We start from the raw sequence: 23,385 nt of genomic DNA on the forward strand, positions 1-23,385 counted from the left end.
CGCAATGGCGCGGAACAGCAAGGGCAAGACCAAGGCCGAGCCTTCCGGCTCCGGCACCGCCCTCACCCATATCGACGCCAAGGGCGAGGCTCGGATGGTCGACGTCTCGGCCAAGCCCGCGACCGAGCGGACCGCGGTCGCCGAAGGCCGCGTCGTGATGAGCAAGGCGACGCTGGCGCTGATCGAAACCGGCCAGGCCAAGAAGGGCGACGTGCTGGCGACGGCGCGGATCGCCGGCATCATGGCGGCGAAGCGGACCTCGGAATTGATCCCGCTCTGCCATCCGCTGGCGCTGACCAAGGTCACGATCGACATCACACCCGACCGCAAGCTGCCCGGCTGCATCGTCCGCGCCAGCGTCAAGGTGACGGGGCCGACCGGCGTCGAGATGGAGGCGCTGACCGCAGTCTCGGTCGCATGCCTGACGATCTACGACATGGTCAAGGCGGTCGACCGCGGCATCCGCATCGAGGGCATCCACCTCGTCGAGAAGATCGGCGGCAAATCGGGGCACTATCGCGCCGGCGCGTGATCGCCGGTACGCACGCGACGGCCTGTCGCCAATGCCCGCAAGGTTTCATTAACCAATCTCGCTAACCCGCGCTCCATTTCGATTGGATACGACTTTCGCGGGCCGGGGGTGCACGAGACCTACTTCCGGGTGAAACACCTGGAAGCGATTGCGGCAATGACTCCAAACGGCAGCGCCACGTTCAACATCAAATCGGTGATCGGCAGCGGTCCGATCCGCTGGCTGATCCTTGGCGGCGCCGTGCTGATGGCCGCGATCGCGATCGGCGCTACGCTGATGGCGGAGAATTTCCGCGATCGCGCCCTGCACAACAGCGAGCGTGAGCTCGAGAACACCGTACTGCTGCTGGCGCGGCATTTCGACCAGCAGCTCGACGATCTCGAAGTCGTCCAGCGCGACCTGATCACGTTCATGCGCGACAATGCAATCGCGACGCCGGAGAACTACAGGCGCCGGATGTCGGCCGCCGACATCCATGCGATGCTCAAATCCAAGATGGACGCGCTGTCCAATGTCGGCAGCCTCAACGTGTTCGACGCCGACGGCGTTCTGATCAACAGCTCGGGCGCCTGGCCGCTGCCGCAGGCAAGCATCGCCGACCGCCCCTACTTCCAGATCTTCAAGTCGAGCCCCTATTCGCCCGACATGCAGGTCGCGCCGGTGGTGAGCCGCATCACCGGAAACTGGACCACCGTCATCGTCCGCAAGGTCACCGGTCCGCACGGCGAATTCCTCGGCGTGGTCGGCCGCGGCATCGAGCCGGCGGCCTTCGAGAAGTTCTTCTCCACCGTGGCGCTCGGCGACGGCGCCGCGATCTCGATGCATCATCGCGACGGCACGCTGCTGGCACGCTATCCCCATGTCGAAGAGCTGATCGGGAGGAATTTCCGCAACGGTCCAGTCAATCAGCAGCAGGTTTTCGAGCTGCCGCAGAGCACGACGCGGCTGGCCAGCCCGGTCGACGGCAAGGACCGCCTGGTGTCGTCGCGGGCACTGACCAAATTCCCGATCGTCGTCGTCGCGACGAGCACCACCGAGGCGGCGCTCGCCAACTGGCGCGAGCAGATCGGCATCCTGATCGCGGTGACCAGCATCTCGGTGCTGGCGATCGCGATCCTGCTGACGCTGGTGGTGCGCAAGCTGGTGCAGCAGCATCGCGCCCAGCAGCAGCGCCTGACGCTGGAGAAGCTGCGGCTCGACACCGCCGTCAACAACATGACGCAGGGCCTGTTGCTGTTCGACGCCGCGCAGTGCCTGGTGATCTGCAACAGGCGCTATATCGAGATGTACGGGTTGTCGGCCGACATCATCAAGCCCGGCTGCAGCTTCCGCGACGTCATCGTGCATCGTCACCGGACCGGCTCGTTCCAGGGCGACGTCGAGCGCTACGTCAATCTCGTGCTGCGCGACGTCGGCATCCGCAACACCATGGTGATCACGACGCCCGACGGGCGCTCGATCCAGGTCGTCAACGAGCCGCTGGCCGACGGCGGCTGGCTTGCGACCCATGAGGACGTCACCGAGCGCCGCCGCGCCGAGGAGCGCATCACGCATCTCGCCCACTACGATGCGCTCACCGACCTGCCGAACCGCGCACTGTTCCACGAGGAGATCAGGCGCGAGCTGCCGCATGTCACGCCCGACAGCCAGCTTGCGGTGCTCTATATCGACATCGACGAATTCAAGGGCGTCAACGACTCGCTCGGCCACATGGTCGGCGACGAGCTTCTCAAGTCCGTGGCGCGGACGCTGAGCGGCGTGATCGGCGACGGCGATTTCGTCGCTCGCCTCGGCGGCGACGAGTTCGCGATCGTGCAGGCCGGGGTGAAGAGCGAGGCCGAGGTCGCCGACCTCGTCGCGCGCATCTACGAGGTGATCCGCGCGCCCTATCAATGCCTTGGCCACCAGGTCACGACCGACGCCAGCATCGGCATCGCACTGGCGCCGAAGGACGGCACCGATCTCGACCAGATCATGAAGAACGCCGATCTTGCGATGTATGCGGCGAAGTCGGCCGGCCGGCGCGTCTTCCGCTTCTTCGAGCCGGCGATGGATGCCGACGCCCGCGCCCGCCGCGAGCTCGAGATGGAGTTGCGGCTGACGATCGCCGCCGGCAGCGGGCTCGAAGTGCATTACCAGCCCTGCGTCGACCTGCGCAGCAACGAGATCACCGGCTGCGAGGCGCTGGTGCGCTGGCGTCATCCACAGCGCGGCATGATCTCGCCGGCCGAATTCGTGCCGATTGCGGAAGAGACCGGCCTGATCAACCAGCTCGGCGAGTGGGTGCTGATGACGGCCTGCAAGGAAGCCGTGAACTGGCCCGACCACGTCAGGCTCGCCGTCAACGTCTCGCCGGTGCAGTTCCGCAGCGGCACGCTGGCGCTCAAGGTGATCGCGGCGCTTGCATCGTCGGGGCTGTCAGCGAGCCGGCTCGAGCTCGAGATCACCGAGGCGGTGCTGATCCGCGACGACGAGACGGCGCTGGCCGCACTGCACCAGCTGCGCGCCATCGGGATCAGGATCGCGCTTGATGATTTCGGCACCGGCTATTCGTCGCTGAGCTACCTGAAACGATTCCCGTTCGACAAGATCAAGATTGACCGCTGCTTCGTCACCGACATCGCCGATCCGCAAGGCTCGGCCGGCATCGTCGAGGCCGTCGTCAACATCGCCGCCGAGCGCAGCATGACGACGACGGCGGAAGGCGTCGAGACCGCGCAGCAGCAGCAATTGCTGCGCGAGCTCGGCTGCTCGGAAATGCAGGGCTATCTGTTCAGCCCGCCAAAGCCCGCCGCCCAGATCCGCGAGCTGCTGGCCGGGCATCGCCGCGGCCCCGCTGCGGGCGCGAGCACGGCGCGGCGACGCAAGCCGGTCGCCGGCGCGGCGTAAGGCTGCTCAGAAGTCGGAGCCCGAGGGGCGCGCCCGCACGATTTCGGAATTTTGGAAATATACCCTGTAATTGCCCGACGTGTCAAATTGCCTGGTCGAGCGCCAGCCGCCACCGGCTCCTTTGCACGGGGTTGTTTTCGATATTTTGGCAGCCCGGATGGAGCCATCCGGGCTACAGGTTCTAGTTCGGCACCGGCCGCTTCTGCGCGGCCTTGGTGTCGGCGTTCTTGGCATCGGCGTTGACGGTGACGCCGCGCAGCTGGTTGAACGCCGCGGCCAGCGCCTTGTCGTTCTTCTCGTCCGGCGGGACGTAGGACTGCGAGCCGGTCTGCTCGGCGCCCTCGGCGGAGAGATGGCCGCGCATCGAAGCCTCGCCCTTGATCTCCGAGCGGGTCTTGAACTCGTCCGGCACGTCTTGCAGCACCTCGATGTCGGGCTTGATGCCGAGTGCCTGGATCGAATGGCCCGACGGCGTGAAATAGCGCGCCGTGGTCAGCGCCAGCGCGCCATTGCCGGTGCCGAGCGGAATGATGGTCTGCACCGAGCCCTTGCCGAACGAGCGGGTGCCGATCAGGGTCGCGCGCTTGTGGTCATGCAGCGCGCCGGCGACGATCTCGGAGGCCGAGGCCGAACCGCCGTTGATCAAGACGACGAGCGGCTTGCCCTTGGTCATGTCGCCGCCATGCGCGGTGAAGCGCTGGGTTTCCTCGGGATTGCGGCCGCGGGTCGAGACCACCTCGCCGCGCTGCATCAAGGTCGAGGTCACCGAGACCGCCTGGTCGAGCAGGCCGCCGGGATTGTTTCGGAGGTCGACGACGTAGCCTGTGAGCTTGTCCTGCGGGATCTGCTTCTGGATATCGCCGATCGCCTTGCGCAGACCTTCGGTGGTCTGCTCGTTGAACGAGGTGATCCTGATATAGCCGATGTCGCCGCCCTCGACGTGATACTTGACCGGACGGACGCGGATGATCTCGCGCGTAATCGAGACCTCGATCGGCTTGTCGGCGTCCTTGCGGATGATCTTCAGCCGGATCGAGCTGTTGGGCGCGCCCTTCATCTTGTTGACGGCCTGGTCGAGCGTCATGCCCTGGATCTGGTCGTCGTCGATCGAGGTGATCACGTCGCCCGACATGATGCCGGCGCGCGAGGCCGGCGTGTCGTCGATCGGCGCCACCACCTTGACGAAGCCGTCCTCCATGGTGACCTCGATGCCGAGCCCGCCGAACTCGCCATGCGTGGTCTCCTGCATCTCCGCCCAGCCCTTCTCGTTCATGTAGCGGGAGTGCGGATCGAGCGAGGAGATCATGCCGTTGATCGCGCCCTCGACGAGCTTGGCGTCCTCGGGCTTCTCGACGTAGTCGGTCTTGACCTTCTCGAACACCTCGCCGAACAGATTGAGCTGCGAATAGGTGTTGCTGTTGTCGGAATGCGCGGCGGCGTTGGCGACGGCGAACAGATGCGCGCCCTGCGGCGAGGCCACGAGCAGGGTGAGACACGCGCCCGCGACCGTCCCGAGCAAGAAGCCAACATGTTTGCGCATTATCCGTGATCCCTTCGCTAACGGCCGGCAACGTTTCGCAACATTCGGCCCCACCCCGACGCGGGGCACCACACAACGGCTTTTTGGTCGGATCAAGGCCGCCTTGTCACCGGACCATTACGGTCCTGTCACGGTGCCCGGATCGGCCTCTTTGTCAGCCCCCTGTCAGCCTTTCGTCGGCCTTCGGCCCAGTCTCCCGCAACCCGTTCTGCCAGGTCGACGGCTGGGTGCCGAATCCGCGCTTGGCCCGCGTGCCCAGCCAGTAGCCGAACTGCGGAGGAACATTGCGGAACGGCCCCTCGACGCCGAGCTTGAGCGCGGCGTCCATCGGCCAGTTCGGGTTATTGAGGATTTCCCGGCCGACCGCGATCAAATCTGCTTGTTTATCACGCAGGATTTGTTCGGCCTGGTCTCCGTGGATGATCAGGCCGACCGCCATGGTCATGATATCGGCATGGGCGCGGACATATTCCGCGAGCGGCACCTGATAGTTGTATTTGATCTCCTTGCCCAGGATCGGCGCCATCTCGCTGATTCCGCCCGATGAGCAGTCGATCACATCGACGCCCTTCGCTTTCAGGATCCTGGCGAGCCGGGCGCTCTGCTCCGGGCCCCAGCCGGCGTTGTCCTCGACCGACAGCCGCACGAACAGCGGCTTGTGATCCGGCCAGTGCGCCCGCACCGCCTCGGTGACCTCGATCAGGAAGCGCATCCGGTTGGCTTCGGAGCCGCCATATTCGTCGCTGCGCTGGTTGGAGCGCCCGGAGAGGAATTCGTGCACGAGATAGCCATGGGCGCCGTGCAGTTCCAGCACCTCGAACCCTGCCGCATGGGCGCGTCGTGCCGCCTGCCCCCAGGCTGCGACGAGGTCCTTCACCTCATGCGTGTCCAGCGCGCGCGGCACCGGCCAGCGCTCGCTATGGGCAATCGCGCTCGGCGCCACCGGCGTCCAGGCATCCCAGTCCTCGATCTCGGCGGTGCGTTCGAGCGGACGATCCCCCTCCCAGGGCCGGCTTGCGCGCGCCTTGCGGCCGGAATGACCGAGCTGGATGCCGGCGACCGCGTTCTGCTGCTTGATGAAGCCGACGAGGCGGCTGAGCGGCGCGATGAACTTGTCGTCCCAGATGCCGAGATCGCCGATCGTGCCGCAGCCGCGCCGCTCGACCTTGGTCGATTCGACGATCACGAGACCGGCGCCGCCGGCGGCGAACTTCCCGGCATTCATCAGATGCCAGTCGGTCGGAAAGCCCTTCTCGGCGGAATATTGGTGCATCGGCGGCACCACGATGCGGTTCTTCAGCGTGACGCCGCGGATGGTCATTGGCGAAAACAGCAGCATGTCGGACATCGCTTCCTCATTATGCGTCGTTACCCGGCGCGCGGGACGATCTTGTGTTTGGCGCGGACGATATACGCACCGCGCGATGGCCGATAGAGGCGCGCCGGCGGCCGCAATTGGCCACTCGAACGGATCGCGCCAGGTTCGCGATGCCTGTTCCCTCGCGGCGATTTTTCGCGCGCATAGGAAATGATGATCGCGATACGTGTTGTCCCCGGCAACCCAGAGGAGGGACCCTCATGAGAACCCGCACAATCGCACTGCTCATCGCCGGTGCCATGGCAACCAGCCCGATACTGACGCAACACGCGGTTGCCCAGAACCTGCAAAACGAGGCCGACAAGGGTGCCAAGACCCGCAACTCCGGTGAATCCGGCTATGTCGGCGATCAGGACAGGCCCGGCGCGGCCGCAACGCCTCCGGGGCGCCCCGACACGGCCGCCGGTTCCCCAAACGCCACGACGTCCCCGAGCGCTCAAAGTTCCGGAACCGGAATCGCCGGCGCGCCGGGCAACAAGAGCGGGCCGCCCGCCAAGCAAGGCACGGTCGGCTCGAACTCGCAGAACCTGCATGTCCAGGAACAGGATTCGTCGAACATCAAGGGACAACCAGGCAACAAGAGCGGCCCACCCGCAAAGCGCTAGGCTGCGCGCCATGCTGACCAGGCGGCCGTGAACCGGAATGGCGCCGACAAAGCTCGCTTGGCTTGATCGGCGCCGGTTCGATCCGCGCCGTTGATCGAAGTTGCTTCGATCTATTGAGCGGCCTTCCGGCTCGCGGAGAGATCGGTCGGGCAATTTGCGCCGCATTCAATCGATTTCTTCTGGTCGGCAACGCGCCATACCAGCAACGCGACCAGGACAATGATGGTGACGGTGAGCTTGGCCAATGCATCGTGGTTCAATGTCGGCTCCGCAGAACAATCGGCATAGCGAAAAAAATCAGCTGCAAGCAGAAATGTGACCCCGGCACCCTTTGGGACCGAAGGCCGACGCTGGAGACGTCCACCAGGCCCGCATTCGATTCGGGCCGGCCGACGTCATGATGGTACGGTCCTGGCGCGGTCTGCAAGCTTCTCAGTGGCAGCATGGCACGGCCGGCCGCAGCCTGTTGGAACATTGTCATCGATGTGCGGTTCGGTGGTTGTCCTCTGATTCATTGCCCCAGAGGCACACACCACCTCCTGCGGCCCCAGCCGTCACGCTGGGGCCGTAAATCATTGGAGGTGCACCCGGACTGCCGCTCGGCGCGGGGGTGAGCGCAGCGGCTTCCGAGAACCACAATCGATTTGCGCTGGCACACCCGCAAGTGACGCTACTTGCCGACCTCGTACACGTCGGGATCGAAGCTCGAACTCGGATGGGCGAACGCGTGGCGCAGCGCCGGCGACATCGGGACGTTGTAATTGATACCTTTCGGCGGGGTCGGCGCTTCCAGCCACTTCCTGTACATGACCTCGATCTCGGGGCTCTTGTAGAGCTCCGCCGTGGCGCGGTCGGCGAGCGCCTTGAACGGGGTGTCCTCCCTGCGCAGCATGATGCCGAACGGCTCTGCCTTCGAGAACGCCTCCTCGCTGATCATGTAGAGCGAAGGCTGCTTCGATCGCGCGATCGCAACCGCAAGCTGGACGTCGTCGAGCGCGTAGGCCTGGGCGCGATCGGTCTCCAGCATCAGGAACGCCTCGGCCTGGTCCTTGGCCGGGAGAACGTTGATGCCGAGCTTGCGTTCGGTGTTGACCTTGATGAGCTGCGTGAGGTTCACCGAGCCCGCAACGGCGGTGACGGACTTGCCCTTGAGATCGTCGATCGTGTTGATCCCTGCGGATTTCTTGGCGGCAAACCGTGTCGCGCTGAGGAAATGCGTGTTGGTGAAGGTCACCTGTTTCTGGCGGTCCGCGCTGTTGGTGGTCGCCGAGCAATGCAAATCGATCGTGCCGTTGACCATCAGGGGAATGCGGTTCGACGAGGTCACCGGGAGGTAGTCGACGGCGATGTCGGATACGCCGAGCTCCTTCTTCACGGCATCGACGATCTTCAGGCAGATGTCGAGCGCAAAGCCGATCGGCCGCTGATTGTCGTCGAGATAGCTGAAGGGAACGGAAGCCTCCTGAAAGCCGAGCGTGACCTTCTTCGTCTCCTTGATCTTCTGCAGCGTGCCCGACAGCTCCTCGGCCGCCGCGGGGCTTGCGGCGAGCGTGAGAGTGAAGAGGATGGCGGGCAAACGCATCGGCGGCTCCTGTGCGGTGATCAGGCGGCGGTGATAGCGCACGCATGAGCCCGGAGCCAGATGACGGTGTGTCTAGCAGCTATCGCACTTTGCTATGGTCCGCCTGCCAGAGTTGCAGCCGCAGCCGCGAAGCATCCCTAGCGCTGCGCCCCACCTTCGAGCAGGCGATCGCCGACCAGGCGGACCGCGCCACGGGTCCAGGAATAATCGGCGCCCATCCGCAGGCCGCTGTCGCCGCGTGAGACGACCGCGCCGCTGCGGGCGTCGCGCAGCTGGAAGCCGATCGTGTATTCGGTCCGGCTGACCCGCCTGATCACGCCGATCAGCGATTGATCTGCGCCGAGCTGTTGCGCGATCGCGGCCTCGCAGCCGTCGCAGTCGCGCAGCGCACGCGCCTTGACGGGCTCGGCGGTCGCGCCGCCGGTATCGACCAGGCGGTAGCGGCCCGACTGCGCAAGCCGGTCACGCACGCCCTTGGTCACATCGGCGAGGTAGGCCGCATCGGCGTCGGCAAGGCCGGATGCCGGCGCCGCGGAGATGTCCTCAAGCTCGAACTCGAACACCGCAAGCCCGATCGGCGCAGCCGTGGCGGTCTGTGCCGGCGGCAACACGGCCGCGAGCACGCCGAGCACCTCGCGCGACACGAACATCCGCGCATGGTCCCATGCGTCGTCATTGTCGCCGCGAAACGTGTAGAGCTTTTCGTACAGCACGCGGCTCCCTTCGACATCGATGACCGCCACCTTGGCCCACTGCACCAGCGTGCTCATCTTCTGAACGCCACCGACCACCTTGATCCGGGCCTCGCCTGCGGAAGCCGCTGCTGGCACCAGGCGATAGCGCGGCTCCGCGGCGACGTCGGCGCGCAGCGCGCGCGTGAACGCATCGAGCCGCTTCTGATGCGCGGCAGTCTGATCGAGGACCTCCCCCGAGGTGTCGACATAACTGAAATCATCGATGCTGACGCCAAGCTGAGATGCTGGCACCGTGCCCGTTTCGGCGCGCAACTGACAAGGTCCGGCCAGAAGGCCGGTCAACGCGAGGGCGTACAAGACAAGACGGGATTGTCGCATGGTCTGGGCCTTTCGGGTGCGGGCGCGGGCGGGTCGGTCGCATCCTGGGCCAACTGGCCGCCGCGCCGCAGCGGAGTGCCTCCCGCCCGGTGCCGGGAAAATTTCACGAACGATGGTCCGCGCCCGAAGAACGGCTATGGCAGCGCTTCTCGACGCCTCCGTTCTGCCGTTTAATGTGCCTGACGGCCCTGCCCGCGATGGCTCGCCGAAGCCCGTCTGCGATCTCTGAGGATACGCCAATGTGGAATTGGTCCGGAAGCGATCTGAAACTGCGGCTGACGTTGCGCGTGGCGATCGTCTCGACGCTCTGCTTTGCCGTCATCTCCGGCTATTTCCTGATCGAGGCCGACCGCTCGGTGCGCGGGCGGATCGCGGCCGTTGCCGATATCGCCGCCAAGACGCTGCAGCTGCAGCAGAGCAAGATCCAGTGGCTCAACAATGCGCGTTCCGAATTTCCCGATCTCGACAGCGTTGCCGCCTCGGTCATGACGCCGGGACTGTGCCTCGCCTTTCGCAGCAATAGCGGCGAGATCAGCCAGCGCTTCTGCGGCGGCGCGCAGACTGACACGGCCGCGCCGCCGCTGGCCTTCGCGGCGCTCTATCGCCGCCTGTTCGATCCCGGCCGCGAGGTGGTGCGGCAGGTGGTTTCGCGCGGCAACGCCATCGGCGAGGCCGTGGCCTGGATTGATCCGGCGGTGCCGACCGCCGAGGCCTGGCACGACGCCGGCCGGCTGATGGCGGTGTTCATGATCGCGCTGCCGCTGCTCTGCGCTTTGGTCTATGCGGCGCTGGCGCGCGCGCTGTGTCCGACGCGGCAGATCCGCGACGGGCTCGAGCGGATCGCCGCTGGCGACCTCGCCGCGCGCCTGCCGCCGTTCGATCTCGCCGAACTGTCCGCGATCGGCAACGTCTTCAACCAGCTCGCCGAGCGCCTCGCCGCCGCGCTCTCCGACCGCAACGCGCTGACGCAGAAACTGATCCTGGTGCAGGACGAGGAGCGCCGCCACCTCGCGCGTGAGCTGCATGACGAGTTCGGGCAGTCGCTGGCCGCCATCCGTGCGCTCGCCGCCTCGGCGCGCCAGACCGCGGCCGCGGATTGCCCGCCTTTGCTCGCCGAATGCGACGGCATCGCGCGGACCGCGACCGACATGATGGAGACGTTGCGCGGCGCCCTCTTCCGGCTCCGCCCGCCCGATGTCGACGAACTCGGACTTGCGGCCAGCCTCGAGGGCCTGGTCGCCGGCTGGAACGGCCGCAGCCGCGGACAGCCGCGGTTCGAGATCACCATATCGGGATCGTTCGAGCGCCTGGTCGCCTCCGTCAGCGCCAATCTCTACCGCATCGTGCAGGAGGCGCTCACCAACGCCGCCAAGCATGCCGGCGCCACGCGCGTCATGCTGCGGCTTGAGATGCGCGAGGCGCCGCCTGGCGGCGGCGACAGCGCGATCGTGCTCGCGATCGACGATGACGGCCAGCCCGGCGATCCGCAAGGCGATCCCCAGCTCAGGTCCGGCCTCGGCCTGCTCGGCATGCGCGAGCGGGTCGCCGCGCTGGGCGGGCGGCTCAGCTTCGAGACCGGACAGCCCAGCGGCTCCTCGCTCCGCGTCATCGTTCCCGTCGCGGCCAGCCGAGAGGCCGCACCGGTGGAGCGCGCGGCATGAGCCACGCGGCGCGCACCATCATGCTGGTCGACGACCACGCCGTCGTCCGGGAGGGCTACCGGGCGATGCTGCAGAAGCAGCCGGGCCTCTGCGTCGTCGCCGAAGCCTCCGACGGCGTCGAGGCCTACCGCCTCTACAAGGACACCGGGCCCGACCTCGTCATCGTGGACCTGTCGATGCCCGGCATCGGCGGCATCGAGGCCATCCGCCGCCTCCGGCAGTGGGACAGGCGCGCAAAAATCCTGGTGTTCACCATGCACCAGAGCGCGGCCTTTGCCGTGCAGGCGATCCGCGCCGGCGCGAGCGGCTATGTCACCAAGACCAGCCCGCCGGAGACGCTGGTGCACGCCGTGATGGATGCGCTGTCGGGCAAGATCGCGATCAGCCCGGATATCGACCACGAGCTCGCGCTCAGCCACCTTGCCGGCGAGACCAAGGCGGCCGACCTCCTGACCGCGCGGGAATTCGAGGTGCTGCGCATGCTGCTCGCGGAAAACACCACCGAGGAGATCGCCGAGGCGCTGCACCTCAGTCCCAAGACGGTCGCGAACCTCCATTCCCTGATCAAGGACAAGCTCGGCGTCGGCACCGATATCGAGTTGGTCCGCCTCGCGCTGCGGCAAGGCATCCTGACGCAGCTCGATCTCGGCGAACGCTGAGCCCGCGTCGGCGGCAGCGACCAACCCTTGCGAGCCCGCCTGAGATTGGATAGCCTCTGCTCGCGATGAGCTTCGCAGGCTCATTCGCCCCTCGCGCGACTGGCGAGCTTACGTGGAATTGACCACGGTGAAGCGCGAAGGGTTCCAACGCCGTTCGCCTGGGCAACCCGTTCAGCTGATGATCCAGCGTCTTAGGGAGCCCGGACCATGCCGTCATTCCGCAACGAACTCCATCTCAACGATTCGGAAGTTGCCCTTGCGCTCGAGGGCGAAGAGCGCCGCCAGCAAGACGGCGTCGAGCTGATTCCATCGGAGAACTACACCTACCCCGAGGTGCTCGAGCTGCTGGGATCGGTGTTCACCAACAAGTATTCCGAGGGCTATCCGGGACGCCGCTATTACGGCGGCCAGGAATTTACTGACCAGATAGAGAACCTTGCCCGACAGCGCGCTTGCGCGCTGTTCCGCGCCGAACATGCCAACGTTCAGCCTCTGTCCGGGTCGCCAATGAACCAGGCCGTGTATCTCGGCCTGCTGCAGCCCGGCGATACGATATTGGCGATGGACCTGTCACACGGCGGCCACCTCACTCATGGCGCGCCGGTGTCGCACATGGGGCGGCTCTTCAACTTCGCCCGCTACAAGACGCAGCCGTCAAACGGCGGCGCCATCGATTTCGATGAGCTCCGCTCCATGGCCCGGCACGTCCGCCCGAAGCTGGTGCTGTGCGGCTACAGCTCTTATCCGCGCGATCTGGATTATGCGTCCTTCAAGAGCATCGCCGATGAGGTGGGTGCACTGACCATGGCCGACGTCAGCCATTACGGCGGCCTGATCGCCGGCAATGCCTTGCGCAATCCGCTCGATGCGGGTTTCGACGTGATGACGACGACATCGCACAAGACGCTTCGCGGGCCGCGCGGCGGCATCGTTCTCTGTCGCCGGGAGTTCGCCGGCAAGATCGACGCGTCGGTGTTCCCGGGGCTGCAGGGAGGCCCGCATATGAACGTTGTGGCCGGAACCGCGGTCACGCTGAAGAAGGCATCGACGTCCGATTTTCAGGCCTATGCAAGACTGGTCATGCGCAACGCGAAGGTCCTGGCCGAAGCGTTGATGGAACGCGGCATGTCGTTGATCACCGGCGGAACCGACAATCACATGATGGTCGTGGATACCGTGGCCAGCGTCGGCGTGGACGGCGGCACGGCCGAGAACATCCTCGACGCCGTCGGGATCACCGCAAACAAGCAGATCATTCCCGACGATCCGCGTCCGCCGCTCAAGCCGAGCGGCATTCGCCTCGGGACGCCGGCGGCGACCACGCGCGGCATGGGCGAGCCCGAAATGCGCCTGATCGCCGAACTCATTGCGGAGTCCCTCCGGTCGAAGGGAGATGCAGAGGTCGTCAAGCGACTGAGGTCGAACAGCGTCGAGATGTGCCGCGCCTTCCCCGTTCCGGGGATCGCGCCGTCCTCATAGGCGGCCGAGCCGCGTTCCTGTTCCGCGTCCGTCGCGTCACTCGGCAGGTCGTGAAGGTTCCCAGGGGAAGGACCGGAACGGAAATCGATGCTGTTCGTTGGACCGCATGATCTCGAAAGACGGAGCGTCCCCGCCGTGACCCGGAAAACCTTGCAAGCACGCTCGGAACAGGCGCTCGTCGTCATCATTCTCAGCACCGGTGCGCTGATCGGTTACCTCGGCTTGGCGCTGTCCAGGCTGTGAGAGCTACGTCCGGCGGGCACCAAGCCACCGCGGGCGTCAGGCCGCGGCAAGCATCAAGTCGCTTGGTGCGCTGAAAGCTCGTGCGTGCGTGCCACTGAGTTGCCCGACGCGGCAAGCCAAGCCCCGCAGCAAAAATATAGGGTGAAAAGAGCAAGGCTCGGACAGATCATGTCGCGAGAATACGGATGTTTGACGCACAAGCGACGACGCCCGCCGTCGTCCCGGCGAAGGCCGGGACCCATTACCCCAAATCTCAATTGTTGCGCGACGCTGGGGCCACGATCCCATTCCTGATCAAATGCGGTGGTTATGGGTCCCGGCCTTCGCCGGGACGACGGTGGTGTGCGCGGGAACAGTCTCGCGATGAATGCAACGCCACGTACAATCCACACACCGGTCACTGAAATCGAGGACATTGCCGCCTGCCCGCAATTCTCGTACACGGTTTCACGCAATGACCTCGCAATTCACTCCCAACTCCGTCGACGTGCTGCTGTTCGATATCGGCCGCGTCGTGCTCGACATCAACTTTGACAGGGTGATGGCGCGCTGGGCGCAGCATGCCGGCTGTGTGCCTGCCGAGCTCGCCACGCGCTTTGTCGTCGACGACAGTTTCAAGCATCACGAGATCGGCCGGATCGACGACACGGCGTTCTTCGAAAGGCTGCGCCAAACGCTCGGCATCGACATCACGGACGCCCAGTTCCTCGAAGGCTGGAACGCGATCTTCACCGGCGAGATGCCGGGCATCGCCCCGCTGCTCGCGGCGGCCGCCAAGCGGATGCCGCTCTACGCCTTCTCCAACACCAATCCGGCCCATGTCGCGCATTTCTCGGTCACCCACGCCGAGCTGCTCAGCCATTTCCGCAACGTCTTCCTGTCCTCGAGCATCGGCTTCCGCAAACCCGACGCCGAGGCCTATGATCATGTGGTAAAAGCCATCGGCGTGCCGGCGTCGCAGATCCTGTTTTTCGACGACCTAGCCGCCAATATCGAAGGTGCGCGGGCGCGCGGCCTTCATGCTATCCACGTGACATCGACGGATGACGTGGCAAGGGCTTTGACCGCACTTGGTATTGAAACTTAGGAATTGAGGAGCTCTGAGCGTGGCCCTGATGCCGGTTGCCGATGCCCTGTCCGCCGTCCTCGCCGGCGCCGAACCGCTGCCGGAGGAGATGGTCGCGCTCGATGCCGCCTACCACCGCACGCTTGCGCACGACCTCGCGGCGCTCCGCACCCAGCCGCCGCAGCCGATGTCGGCGATGGACGGCTATGCAGTGCGCGCCGCCGATGCGGCCGATCTAAAGGCCCGGCTCAAGGTGATCGGCGAAGTCGCCGCCGGACGGCCGTTCGAGCGGACGGTCGGCGCCGGCGAGGCGGTGCGGATCTTCACCGGCGGCGTGATCCCCAATGGCGCCGACGCTGTGATCATCCAGGAAGACACCGCCGTCGACGGCGACCACATCACGATCTCGGAGGCCGCCAGCGTCGGGCGGCACATCCGCCCGGCTGGGGTCGACTTCCGTGAGGGCGAGGTGCTGCTCGCCGGCGGCAGCCGCCTGTCCGACCGCGCGCTGTCGCTGGCGGCCGCCATGAACTATCCGGAACTTGCGGTGCGCCGCCGCCCGAAGGTCGCGGTGCTGGCGACCGGCGACGAGCTGGTGATGCCGGGCTCGCAGCCCGGCCCCGGCCAGATCGTCTATTCCAACGGCTACGCGCTGCGGGCGCTGGCGCGCGCCGAGGGCGCCGAGACCGTCGACCTCGGCGTTGCCGCCGACACGGTGGAGGCGACCACGGCCGGTATCCGCCGGGCACGCGAGGCCGGCGCCGATGTCCTCATCACGACAGGCGGCGCCTCGGTCGGCGACCACGATCTCGTCAAGCGGTCGCTGGAAGCCGAGGGGGTCGAGATGGCGTTCTGGCGGATTGCGATGCGGCCCGGCAAGCCGATGATGCATGGCCGGCTCGGCGCGATGCGGGTGATCGGCCTGCCGGGCAATCCGGTGTCGTCCTATGTCTGCGCCTTCCTGTTCCTGGTGCCGTTGATTCGGGCGCTGAGCGGCCGGAAAGTGATTCATCATCGCCGCGCGAGCGCCCTGCTCGGCCGCGACCTCGCCGCCAACGACCAGCGCGAGGACTATCTGCGTGCACGGCTCGAAGCGCGCGAGGACGGCACGCTGATCGCAACGCCGGTGACGCAGCAGGACTCGTCGCTGCTCGGGAATCTCGCTGCGGCACGGGCACTTCTCGTGCGCCCGCCGTTCGCGGCGGCGGCCGTCGAAGGCAGCGAATGCGAGATCCTGACACTGCCCGAATAGGGTTTTCGCGCCCCGCCGATTGTGCGTTGCCCGACACGTTCACCGGAAATTAAGTGGTTGCGGAACACATATCGAACATATAGTGTCCGTTCATGATTTGTTTCGAGTACTGGTGTCTACATTCGGGAAGCTGCATGGAAGCAGGTGCATTGAGCACATGCTCCTGAGGTCAGGCCCGGCCTGCAGGCCCCACCAGAAGAGTCTCGGAATCGAACGACGCTATCAACCGGGGGAATACTCGAGATGCTCACGCGCAAACAGTACGAACTACTGCGTTTCATCAATGAACGTCTGAAAGAGGCCGGCGTACCGCCCTCCTTCGACGAGATGAAGGATGCGCTCGACCTGCGCTCGAAGTCCGGTATCCACCGCCTGATCACTGCGCTGGAGGAGCGCGGCTTCATCCGCCGCCTGCCGAACCGCGCCCGCGCCATCGAGGTCATCAAGCTGCCCGAACTCTCGGCCGGCGGCGGCAACGGTCGCCGCGGCTTCACGCCCAGCGTCATCGAAGGCACCCTCGGCCGGCGCGCCAGCACGCCGCCGATTGCCGAGGACGACGGCAACCGTCCGGTCGCGGTCCCCGTGATGGGCCGGATCGCCGCCGGTACGCCGATCGAGGCGCTGCAGACCCGCAGCCACACCATTAGCGTGCCGCCCGACATGCTCGGTGCCGGCGAGCACTATGCGCTCGAGGTGCGCGGCGACTCGATGGTCGATGCCGGCATCCTCGACGGCGACATGGCGCTGATCCAGCGCAACGACGTCGCCAATACCGGCGACATCGTGGTGGCGCTGATCGACGAGGAGGAAGCCACCCTGAAGCGCTTCCGCCGCCGCGGCGCATCGATCGCGCTCGAGCCGGCCAACACCGCCTATGAAGTGCGCATCCTGCCGCCGAACCGGGTCCGCATCCAGGGCAAGCTGATCGGCCTTTATCGCAAATACTGAACTGCAAATACTTGCGGCGGCCGGGAACGAGCAACACGTCGGATCGTTCCTTGCATGATAGCGTAGCGTACGGCCTGCCCGATGCGCTCCGATACCTCTCGCGCAGCGTCGCGTGTTTGTGATCGGAGCGATCTCGGACCAGTCGTACAATCGCCCAGAAACGAGCAGACGCTCGTTCGCTATCGTCCACTCTGGTAGAGGCCCTAATGCCTCAAGGAGAGGCACGGGTCGCTACCTCGAAATGAGGAGCCATCCGATGTGTGACTATAGTCTGCACGCCGTGGCATCGCGCCCCGCCATTGTCGGAGAGACGCTGATCACGACGACGTTCCGCGGCACGTCGACCCGCGGCTTTGCTTCGGAGAACGATCCCACTGTCGCGGTCTGCATGCTGCCGGGCACCGAGCTCGCTTTCGCCGAGAACGTTCGCTACGACAGCCGCTGGATCTGGACCAAGACGCTGAACTATCGCGTCGGCGTGTTCAACGAAGTCGAGCCCGACGTGCCTGATCGGCATCATGACGCGGTCGAATTCCCCGACGGCAGCCATGTGCTGGTGACCCAGCTGGTCGAGGGACAGCGCGTCAGCGTGCTGCAATTGCCGGCGCTGCATCCGCCGGTCGAGCAGAAGCCGAAGGTTGTGGAGCGGCGGCCCTCCGCATTCGCAACCCTGTTTTTGGGTTGAGCGCATCGTCGCCGCGGAATGAGCTGTTCGGCGGCGGATGACCTAAGCAATTTCGGGCGACCCCGGACTCCCGCTTCCGGGGCGCAGAAGGAGATTTGCGTCGGCCGGCACCTTGGCGCATCATCGGGCACGGAGGACGTGCGCGGTGGTCGATAAGGTCACATGGCAAAAGGCTGGACGCGTCACGGAACCGGGCCGCTACATGTTCCGGTTCGGTTGGCTGACGGTAACGGCCGACGACCTGAAAGTCTGGGAGCAATTTCCCGAGGCTTCCTTCACCCTCGTCAAGAAGCCCGACGCCGGCCCCGACTCCGACGAATACCATCTCGGCCTGTTCGAGTTGCCGAGCAGCCCCTCGCCGGACCACGGCTAATCCTCGCTAATCATCGCCCTGCAGATCGGTCTCGGCCGGCGTCGCATCCACCGCAGGCCGCGGCGCGGCGGCGGGCGCGCGCAGCGTCGTTTCGCTCTCGCCGTCGCCGGGAACCGCCGGCGACCACGGCCGGTCGATCCCGCCGGGCTTGACCGCATCGACGGCGTAGCCGTCCCTGATCCTTCGCAGCACCAGCGCGCCGTGGCGGCGCAGCCGCTCGGCATCGATCACCGATGCCGCGCAGCCCTGCGGCGCCGGCCGCGCCGTCACGATCAGGGCTGCGCGCTCGCAGTCGTCCGCCAGCGCCTCCGGCCGGGTCGCCAGCGCGACGAAGACGCCGCCGGGTCCCTGGGTCACGCAGCCGCCGGCATCGCACGAGACGCCCTCGCCGAGCGACGCATCGGTGGCGGTGCGCGCGTCGGCGTCCGCCGCCAGCCACTCCTTGACCAAAAATGCATCCTTGGCGCTGTGCATCAGATGCAGCCACCCGTCACCGCCACGCACCGCGACGTTGCGGCCGTCGCCGGAGATCAGCACGTCCGGCTGCGGCACTTTGAGCGCCCAGACCGAGGCCACCAGCAACAGCGCCGCGCCTGACCAGCGCAGCGGCGTGCGCAGCAGCCCGAGCAGGATGATGCCGGCGCTCGCTGCGATCAGCGGCCCGATGCCGAACGCCGCCATGCGGCCGACCGCGCCCGGGAGTGCGGCGACCCATTGCGTCACCAGGATCATCCAGTCGATGCCAAGACCCATGATCGCCCAGAACACGCCGTCGAAGCCGAACGGCATGGCGACGAGCCCCAGCAGGCCGGCCGGCATCACGACCGCCGACACGACAGGCATCGCCGCAAGGTTGGCGAGCAGCCCGTAGGGCGTCACGCGGTGGAAATGGAACGCGGCATAGGGCGTCGTCGCCAGCCCCGCCACCAGCGAGGCCAGCATCAGCATCGTGAGCTCGCGGCCGCCCCACAGCGCAACCCGCGCAGTTGCCGAATGGTCGGGCGACGCCAGCAGGTTCGGCAGCCCGATCTGCACCAGCGCCACCAGCCCGAGCGTTGCCGCAAACGACATCTGGAAACTGGGATGCACCAGCGCCTCCGGCGCGATCGCGAGCACGATCAGCGCCGCCACCGCCAGGGTCCGGAAGGTGATCGCGCGGCGGTCGACGATCACGGCGAGCAGCACCACGGCGGTCATGAAGAACGACCGCTGCGTCGCGACCTCGGCGCCCGACAGCAACAGATAGAACGCCGCGGCGACCAGCGCGGCCGCCGCCGCCCATTTCTTGATCGGATGCCCCGCCGTCAGCGCCGGAAACAGCGCGAGCAGCGCGCGCACCGCGAAGAACACGACGCCGGCGACCACGGCCATGTGGTAGCCGGAGATCGACAGCACATGGCCGAGCCCCGAGATGAACATCGCATCGTTGACCGGCGTCGAGATCGCATCGCGCCGGCCGGTGAGCAAGGCGGTCGCGATCGCGCGCTGGTCGCCGTCGAGCGTGGTGCGAATCCGCGCGTCGATGGCGTCGCGCAGGCCCTGCATGAAGGCGGCGTAGCGCAGCGCAAAGCCGCCGGTCGCAGGCGGCTCCCTGGTCTTGACCGCGCCCATCACGAAGCCGGAGGCGCCGATGCCCTGGAAATACAGGTCGCGGCCGAAATCATAGGAGCCCGGGCGCTGCGGCCCGAGCGGCGGCAGCAGCCGTGCCTTCAATTCAACGAAGCTGCCGACATCGGGCGCGGTGCCCTTCTTCACCGAGAGCCGGACCCGATCGAGCTTCGTCATGTCGCGCGGGCTCTCCATCGAAACCACACGCAGCACGAAACGATCGGTCTTCTCGCGGATGTCGCGCGTCTCGACGAAGCCGGTCAGCGCCACCGAGAACATCGGCCGCGCCAGCACCGTGTGAGCGACGCGCGCCGTCTTCCAGGTCGCCGTCGCAAAGCCCGCGGCCACCGCGGCCAGCAGCACGATGACGGGAAACACGCTGCGTCGCCGCAGCAGCAGCGCCAGCAGGCAGAGCAGGATTGCGACGGTGGCCGCGACCGACAGCACCGGCTCATGCTCGGCCGCGAAATAGAACGCGATGCCGGTGCCGAACGCCACCGGCACCCAGGGCAACAGGCGGCCCGCGCCGGCCTCCGCGCGTGCCCATTGCCGCATTGTCTCGGCGAGAGGCTTCCAGATGCCGAGGCGCGCCGGGAGAAAGCCGCCGACCGGCGCAGCCGCGCGCGGCGGCCACGTCCCCGCGTAGCCGCGTTTGCCGCCCGGCGTCGTGCCCTGCTCAGCCATTCCGCTTGCGATCCCTGCCGGGCGGCAGGCTAGCGGATCGCCCCGTCACCCGACTAGCGGAACGGATGCAGAATACGGACCAAGAACGCCCGGGTATCTGGATCGTCCTGCGCTTTGCCTAGCTCGCGCCGGGCCACGGCTGCCGCCTGCGTCAAATCGATCGAGCCGAAAGTCTCACTAAGATACCGATCACATTAGGAATAGACTGTCGTGATGCCTCCGCTCCCGAAGAGACGGAGATGAGGCAGTGACGGCTCGCGGCACTTGAAGGCCGCTGGAGCTCCTCTCAGGTGGCCACAACTCCCCTGAGATCAGGCGTTGCGGACGAACGCGCAAATCTCGCCTGTAACGCCGTGCACCACGCGCACTCCGCGAGCGGATAGATCGCTGAAAAACGCGAGGAGTAGCGTTTGCATTTGAGAGGAGCAGCACATGGCAATTCAAGTACCAAGCGATTTTCGCCGCGTGATTGTCGCTGCGTCAGTGGGAAACATCATTGAATGGTACGACTTTTATATTTTTGGCAGCCTGGCCGCCGTTCTTTCGGTCAAGTTCTTTGAGCAATCCCACCCCGTCGCAGCCCTGCTGAGCACGATCGCGCTGTTCACTGCGGGATTCCTGATCCGCCCGCTGGGGGCCTTCCTGTTCGGATGGATGGGCGATCGGGTCGGCCGCAAATATACATTCCTCATTACGCTGAGCGGAATGGGCCTGGGAACGGGAGCGATCGGACTGATCCCAACTTATCAGTCGATCGGCCTGACGGCCGCATTCGTTCTGTTCGGCTTGCGGATGATCCAGGGTCTCTGCCTGGGCGGCGAATATGGCGGCGCCATCACCTACGTCGCCGAGCATGTTCCGGACGACAGCCGCGGCTACTACACGGGCTGGCTACAAACCTCGCCGACGCTCGGGATCGTGGTGTCGCTGGCGGTGATCGTTCTGACCCGAACCTGGGCCGGCAATCAGGCCTTTGACGAATGGGCGTGGCGCGTACCGTTCCTGGTCTCGTTCGTGCTGGTGGCCATCGCCATCTACATCCGCCTGCAGCTCCAGGAGACGCCGATTTTCCAGGAGATCAAGGCACAGGGACAGATGACCAGGAATCCCTGGCGGGAAGCCTTCCTCAGCGCCAACATCAAGTACATCCTGATCGCTATCGTCGTCCTGATTGGACAGGGCGTGGTCTGGTACAGTGGTCAATTCTGGGCACTGTACTTCCTGCAGCAGGTCTCCAAGGTCGATGCGGTTACCTCGGCCTACATCGTGGGAGCCGCATTGTTGATCGCAACGCCGAGCCTGATCTTCTTTGGTTGGCTGTCGGATCAGATCGGCCGCAAGTCCGTGATCCTCGGAGGAATGCTGCTTGCCGCGATCACCTACTATCCGCTGTATCTGTGGCTCGGCATGGTCACGCAGCCGGGACACATCAACTATCCGGTCGCCGTCTTCATCATCTTCATCCTCGTCTGCTATGTCGGGATGGTGTACGGGCCGGTCGGCGCGTTCTTGGCGGAGTTTTTCCCGGCCAGGATCAGGTACACCTCGGTCTCGGTGCCGTATCATATCGGCAATGGTTGGGGCGGCGGATTGGTGCCGTTCATCACATCAGCCGCCTTCGCGGCGACCGGCAGCATCGGCTATGCGCTGATCTACCCGATTGTCGTTCCCGCAGTGTGCTTCGTGATCGCCGTTTTCATCATGCCCGAGACACGCAAGACCAGAATTTGGGAGCAGATCGAGGCGAAAGCCGCATCGTGACGGAGTCACCTTGCTGACGGGCGACTACAGCTCCGTTCCGACGGGATCGGAACGGAGCCCTGGAATCTCGTTTTGACGCGTTTTCCTTACGCGAACCGGTATCCACGTCGCTCGAAAACGCTCTCACCCTGCAGGCGCCATGGCCGCCGTCCAGCGCGTGCGGGACGACGCTTCTGAATCGTCCCGTACCCGCCGTCTCTGGCGTGATGTCTCTGTAGAACCTGCATCGGGCGGCAGAGGGGATCCCGCGCCACGCAAATCCCCGCTCCGGCCGCCTTTGGTTGGCGGTCAGGCCAACGTCTCAGTCAGCTTCCTCTCAGCCAGCCCGGTGATGCCAGCGATCGTGCCACCAGGTGGCGAAATCACGATCCATCGTCAGCTCCCAGCACGCGAGCACGATCACCACGACGCCGGCGAGCACGCTGCTCGTCGTGACCGATCCCTGCTGGTAGCCGAACGTCCAGGGTGCCACCACCAGAGCCAACCCCATCAGCATCTCGCCCCATTCCTCCAGATAGGACGGAATGATGAATGCCTCCAGGGCGAACAGCACGACGCCCAATCCGAGCGCGATGGAGATCCAGAGAGCTGCACCGGAGAAGCCCAGTGCAAACGGCGATGCGACCAGCCAGGCGCCTACCAACAGGCTGGCAGCATCCTGCCAGTGTTGAATGCGCATGATCCTCACCTCCTTCTTCCGAAGACATGGTGCGGCGCGGACAAAAAAGCATCTGTCCGACCTGCGATGTGTTGCCGCTGCTGATCCGCAAGCCGACGACCGTCCGGGCGCCCGGAAGCCGCGCTCCGCAGCCTACGACCTTGGTCCCTCCTCGCAATGCAGCGCGATCCGGATAGCCTGCGAGTTGGGTGCAGCCGCGAGGCGCCCGGCCCCGCGCACTCTCCCTGACTACGAGGGCCCGCCGGCCCTCGACTTTTTGCGTCAGCTCCAGCGCTGAGCCTAGATCAGCGGCGTCTGCGACGAGACGTGGTGGCAGACGATCTTCCAGTCGCCGTCCTCGCGCGCGATCACCCAGGTGATCTTGACGGCGAGCGAGGGCGCATCGCCGTCGAGGAAGAATGACGCGATGCCCGCCATGTTGACGAGATCGGCGTTGACCCGCTCTGCCCTGACATCGCTGAATTGAACGCGCGGCGCGCGCCAGCGCGGCAGACCGTCAAAGTAGGCTTTGACGCCGTCGCGGCCGCGATACAGCGTCGGGTTCGAGCCGAAGAAGAACGCGCTCTTCGAATAGAGCGCGCTTAACGCATTCGCATCGAGCCTGCTGAAACCCGCCGACCATCTGGCAATGATGGCGGAGGCAATCTCGTCGGATTCGTCAGGCATCGATCCCCCCGTCCGCTTGTCC

21 protein-coding genes and 1 riboswitch are annotated in these 23,385 nt (G+C 65.8%); of the genes, 13 read left to right on the forward strand and 8 right to left on the reverse strand.

Going from position 1 to position 23,385, the window contains the following annotated elements; genetic code table 11:
* Window positions 1-4 precede the first annotated feature (4 nt).
* Together moaC and ACVMIH_RS07640 are read left to right on the forward strand one after the other, a co-directional pair.
* Window positions 5-532 carry a cyclic pyranopterin monophosphate synthase MoaC gene (gene moaC / locus ACVMIH_RS07635; RefSeq protein ID WP_050384518.1) on the forward strand — a complete coding sequence of 176 codons (528 nt, stop codon included), beginning with the start codon at window positions 5-7 and terminating at the stop codon, window positions 530-532.
* Between the two features lie 156 nt (window positions 533-688).
* On the forward strand, window positions 689-3,421 hold the full coding sequence (locus ACVMIH_RS07640; protein WP_456861144.1) for a bifunctional diguanylate cyclase/phosphodiesterase: 2,733 nt from the start codon (window positions 689-691) through the stop codon (window positions 3,419-3,421).
* 181 nt (window positions 3,422-3,602) lie between these two features.
* Here ACVMIH_RS07640 and ACVMIH_RS07645 read toward each other — a convergent pair whose 3' ends face one another.
* Together ACVMIH_RS07645 and ACVMIH_RS07650 are read right to left on the reverse strand one after the other, a co-directional pair.
* A complete protein-coding gene (locus ACVMIH_RS07645; protein ID WP_057016515.1) occupies window positions 3,603-4,961 on the reverse strand; it encodes a S41 family peptidase in 1,359 nt (452 codons plus the stop codon).
* 154 nt (window positions 4,962-5,115) lie between these two features.
* Entirely contained in the window at window positions 5,116-6,309 is a 1,194-nt protein-coding gene (locus tag ACVMIH_RS07650; protein ID WP_141343141.1) for an NADH:flavin oxidoreductase/NADH oxidase, read from the reverse strand.
* 230 nt (window positions 6,310-6,539) lie between these two features.
* Between ACVMIH_RS07650 and ACVMIH_RS07655 the strand changes: the two genes are divergently transcribed.
* Window positions 6,540-6,944, forward strand: a complete 405-nt coding sequence (locus ACVMIH_RS07655) for a hypothetical protein (RefSeq protein WP_456861146.1) — start codon at window positions 6,540-6,542, stop codon at window positions 6,942-6,944.
* A gap of 110 nt (window positions 6,945-7,054) precedes the next feature.
* Here the strand turns inward: ACVMIH_RS07655 and ACVMIH_RS07660 are convergent, their stop codons facing one another.
* The 3 genes from ACVMIH_RS07660 to ACVMIH_RS07670 form a co-directional block, all read right to left on the reverse strand.
* Complete coding sequence (locus ACVMIH_RS07660; RefSeq protein WP_018271828.1) at window positions 7,055-7,204, reverse strand: hypothetical protein; 150 nt, start codon at window positions 7,202-7,204, stop codon at window positions 7,055-7,057.
* Between the two features lie 410 nt (window positions 7,205-7,614).
* Window positions 7,615-8,526 (reverse strand): amino acid ABC transporter substrate-binding protein, encoded by a 912-nt coding sequence (locus ACVMIH_RS07665; protein ID WP_456861148.1) that lies wholly within the window; start codon window positions 8,524-8,526, stop codon window positions 7,615-7,617.
* A 137-nt stretch (window positions 8,527-8,663) separates the two neighbouring features.
* Window positions 8,664-9,599, reverse strand: coding sequence for a DUF3280 domain-containing protein (locus tag ACVMIH_RS07670; protein WP_057016513.1), 936 nt, complete (start codon window positions 9,597-9,599; stop codon window positions 8,664-8,666).
* Window positions 9,600-9,838: 239 nt separating this feature from the next.
* Between ACVMIH_RS07670 and ACVMIH_RS07675 the strand changes: the two genes are divergently transcribed.
* The 9 genes from ACVMIH_RS07675 to ACVMIH_RS07715 all read left to right on the forward strand — a co-directional run bounded on the left by ACVMIH_RS07675 (window position 9,839) and on the right by ACVMIH_RS07715 (window position 17,965).
* On the forward strand, window positions 9,839-11,260 hold the full coding sequence (locus ACVMIH_RS07675; protein ID WP_057016512.1) for a sensor histidine kinase: 1,422 nt from the start codon (window positions 9,839-9,841) through the stop codon (window positions 11,258-11,260).
* The gene (locus tag ACVMIH_RS07680) at window positions 11,257-11,919 is read left to right on the forward strand and encodes a response regulator (RefSeq protein WP_456861151.1); all 663 of its coding nucleotides are present in this window, start codon (window positions 11,257-11,259) and stop codon (window positions 11,917-11,919) included. The genes ACVMIH_RS07675 and ACVMIH_RS07680 overlap by 4 nt, the downstream gene beginning before the upstream one ends.
* Before the next feature lie 85 nt (window positions 11,920-12,004).
* A riboswitch (ZMP/ZTP riboswitch) is annotated at window positions 12,005-12,090 on the forward strand.
* A gap of 36 nt (window positions 12,091-12,126) precedes the next feature.
* The gene (locus ACVMIH_RS07685; RefSeq protein WP_456861154.1) at window positions 12,127-13,398 is read left to right on the forward strand and encodes a serine hydroxymethyltransferase; all 1,272 of its coding nucleotides are present in this window, start codon (window positions 12,127-12,129) and stop codon (window positions 13,396-13,398) included.
* A gap of 87 nt (window positions 13,399-13,485) precedes the next feature.
* Complete coding sequence (locus ACVMIH_RS07690) at window positions 13,486-13,641, forward strand: hypothetical protein (protein WP_200844552.1); 156 nt, start codon at window positions 13,486-13,488, stop codon at window positions 13,639-13,641.
* A gap of 454 nt (window positions 13,642-14,095) precedes the next feature.
* Window positions 14,096-14,728 carry an HAD family hydrolase gene (locus ACVMIH_RS07695; RefSeq protein WP_456861156.1) on the forward strand — a complete coding sequence of 211 codons (633 nt, stop codon included), beginning with the start codon at window positions 14,096-14,098 and terminating at the stop codon, window positions 14,726-14,728.
* Window positions 14,729-14,747: 19 nt separating this feature from the next.
* Window positions 14,748-15,959, forward strand: coding sequence for a molybdopterin molybdotransferase MoeA (locus tag ACVMIH_RS07700; RefSeq protein ID WP_456861158.1), 1,212 nt, complete (start codon window positions 14,748-14,750; stop codon window positions 15,957-15,959).
* Window positions 15,960-16,202: 243 nt separating this feature from the next.
* On the forward strand, window positions 16,203-16,907 hold the full coding sequence (lexA, locus tag ACVMIH_RS07705) for a transcriptional repressor LexA (RefSeq protein ID WP_016841600.1): 705 nt from the start codon (window positions 16,203-16,205) through the stop codon (window positions 16,905-16,907).
* Between the two features lie 256 nt (window positions 16,908-17,163).
* A complete protein-coding gene (locus ACVMIH_RS07710; protein ID WP_026192810.1) occupies window positions 17,164-17,592 on the forward strand; it encodes a hypothetical protein in 429 nt (142 codons plus the stop codon).
* Between the two features lie 145 nt (window positions 17,593-17,737).
* Window positions 17,738-17,965, forward strand: coding sequence for a hypothetical protein (locus ACVMIH_RS07715; protein WP_057016508.1), 228 nt, complete (start codon window positions 17,738-17,740; stop codon window positions 17,963-17,965).
* A 6-nt stretch (window positions 17,966-17,971) separates the two neighbouring features.
* Here the strand turns inward: ACVMIH_RS07715 and ACVMIH_RS07720 are convergent, their stop codons facing one another.
* Window positions 17,972-20,257: a ComEC/Rec2 family competence protein gene (locus ACVMIH_RS07720; RefSeq protein ID WP_456861160.1), complete on the reverse strand. Its 2,286-nt coding sequence runs from the start codon at window positions 20,255-20,257 to the stop codon at window positions 17,972-17,974.
* A gap of 432 nt (window positions 20,258-20,689) precedes the next feature.
* Between ACVMIH_RS07720 and ACVMIH_RS07725 the strand changes: the two genes are divergently transcribed.
* Entirely contained in the window at window positions 20,690-22,018 is a 1,329-nt protein-coding gene (locus tag ACVMIH_RS07725) for an MFS transporter (RefSeq protein ID WP_057016507.1), read from the forward strand.
* 316 nt (window positions 22,019-22,334) lie between these two features.
* Here ACVMIH_RS07725 and ACVMIH_RS07730 read toward each other — a convergent pair whose 3' ends face one another.
* Window positions 22,335-22,697 (reverse strand): SPW repeat domain-containing protein, encoded by a 363-nt coding sequence (locus ACVMIH_RS07730; RefSeq protein WP_076825399.1) that lies wholly within the window; start codon window positions 22,695-22,697, stop codon window positions 22,335-22,337.
* Between the two features lie 279 nt (window positions 22,698-22,976).
* Window positions 22,977-23,363, reverse strand: coding sequence for a YybH family protein (locus ACVMIH_RS07735; protein WP_057016505.1), 387 nt, complete (start codon window positions 23,361-23,363; stop codon window positions 22,977-22,979).
* Window positions 23,364-23,385 lie beyond the last annotated feature (22 nt).

Source organism: Bradyrhizobium sp. USDA 4503 (genome assembly GCF_054055815.1).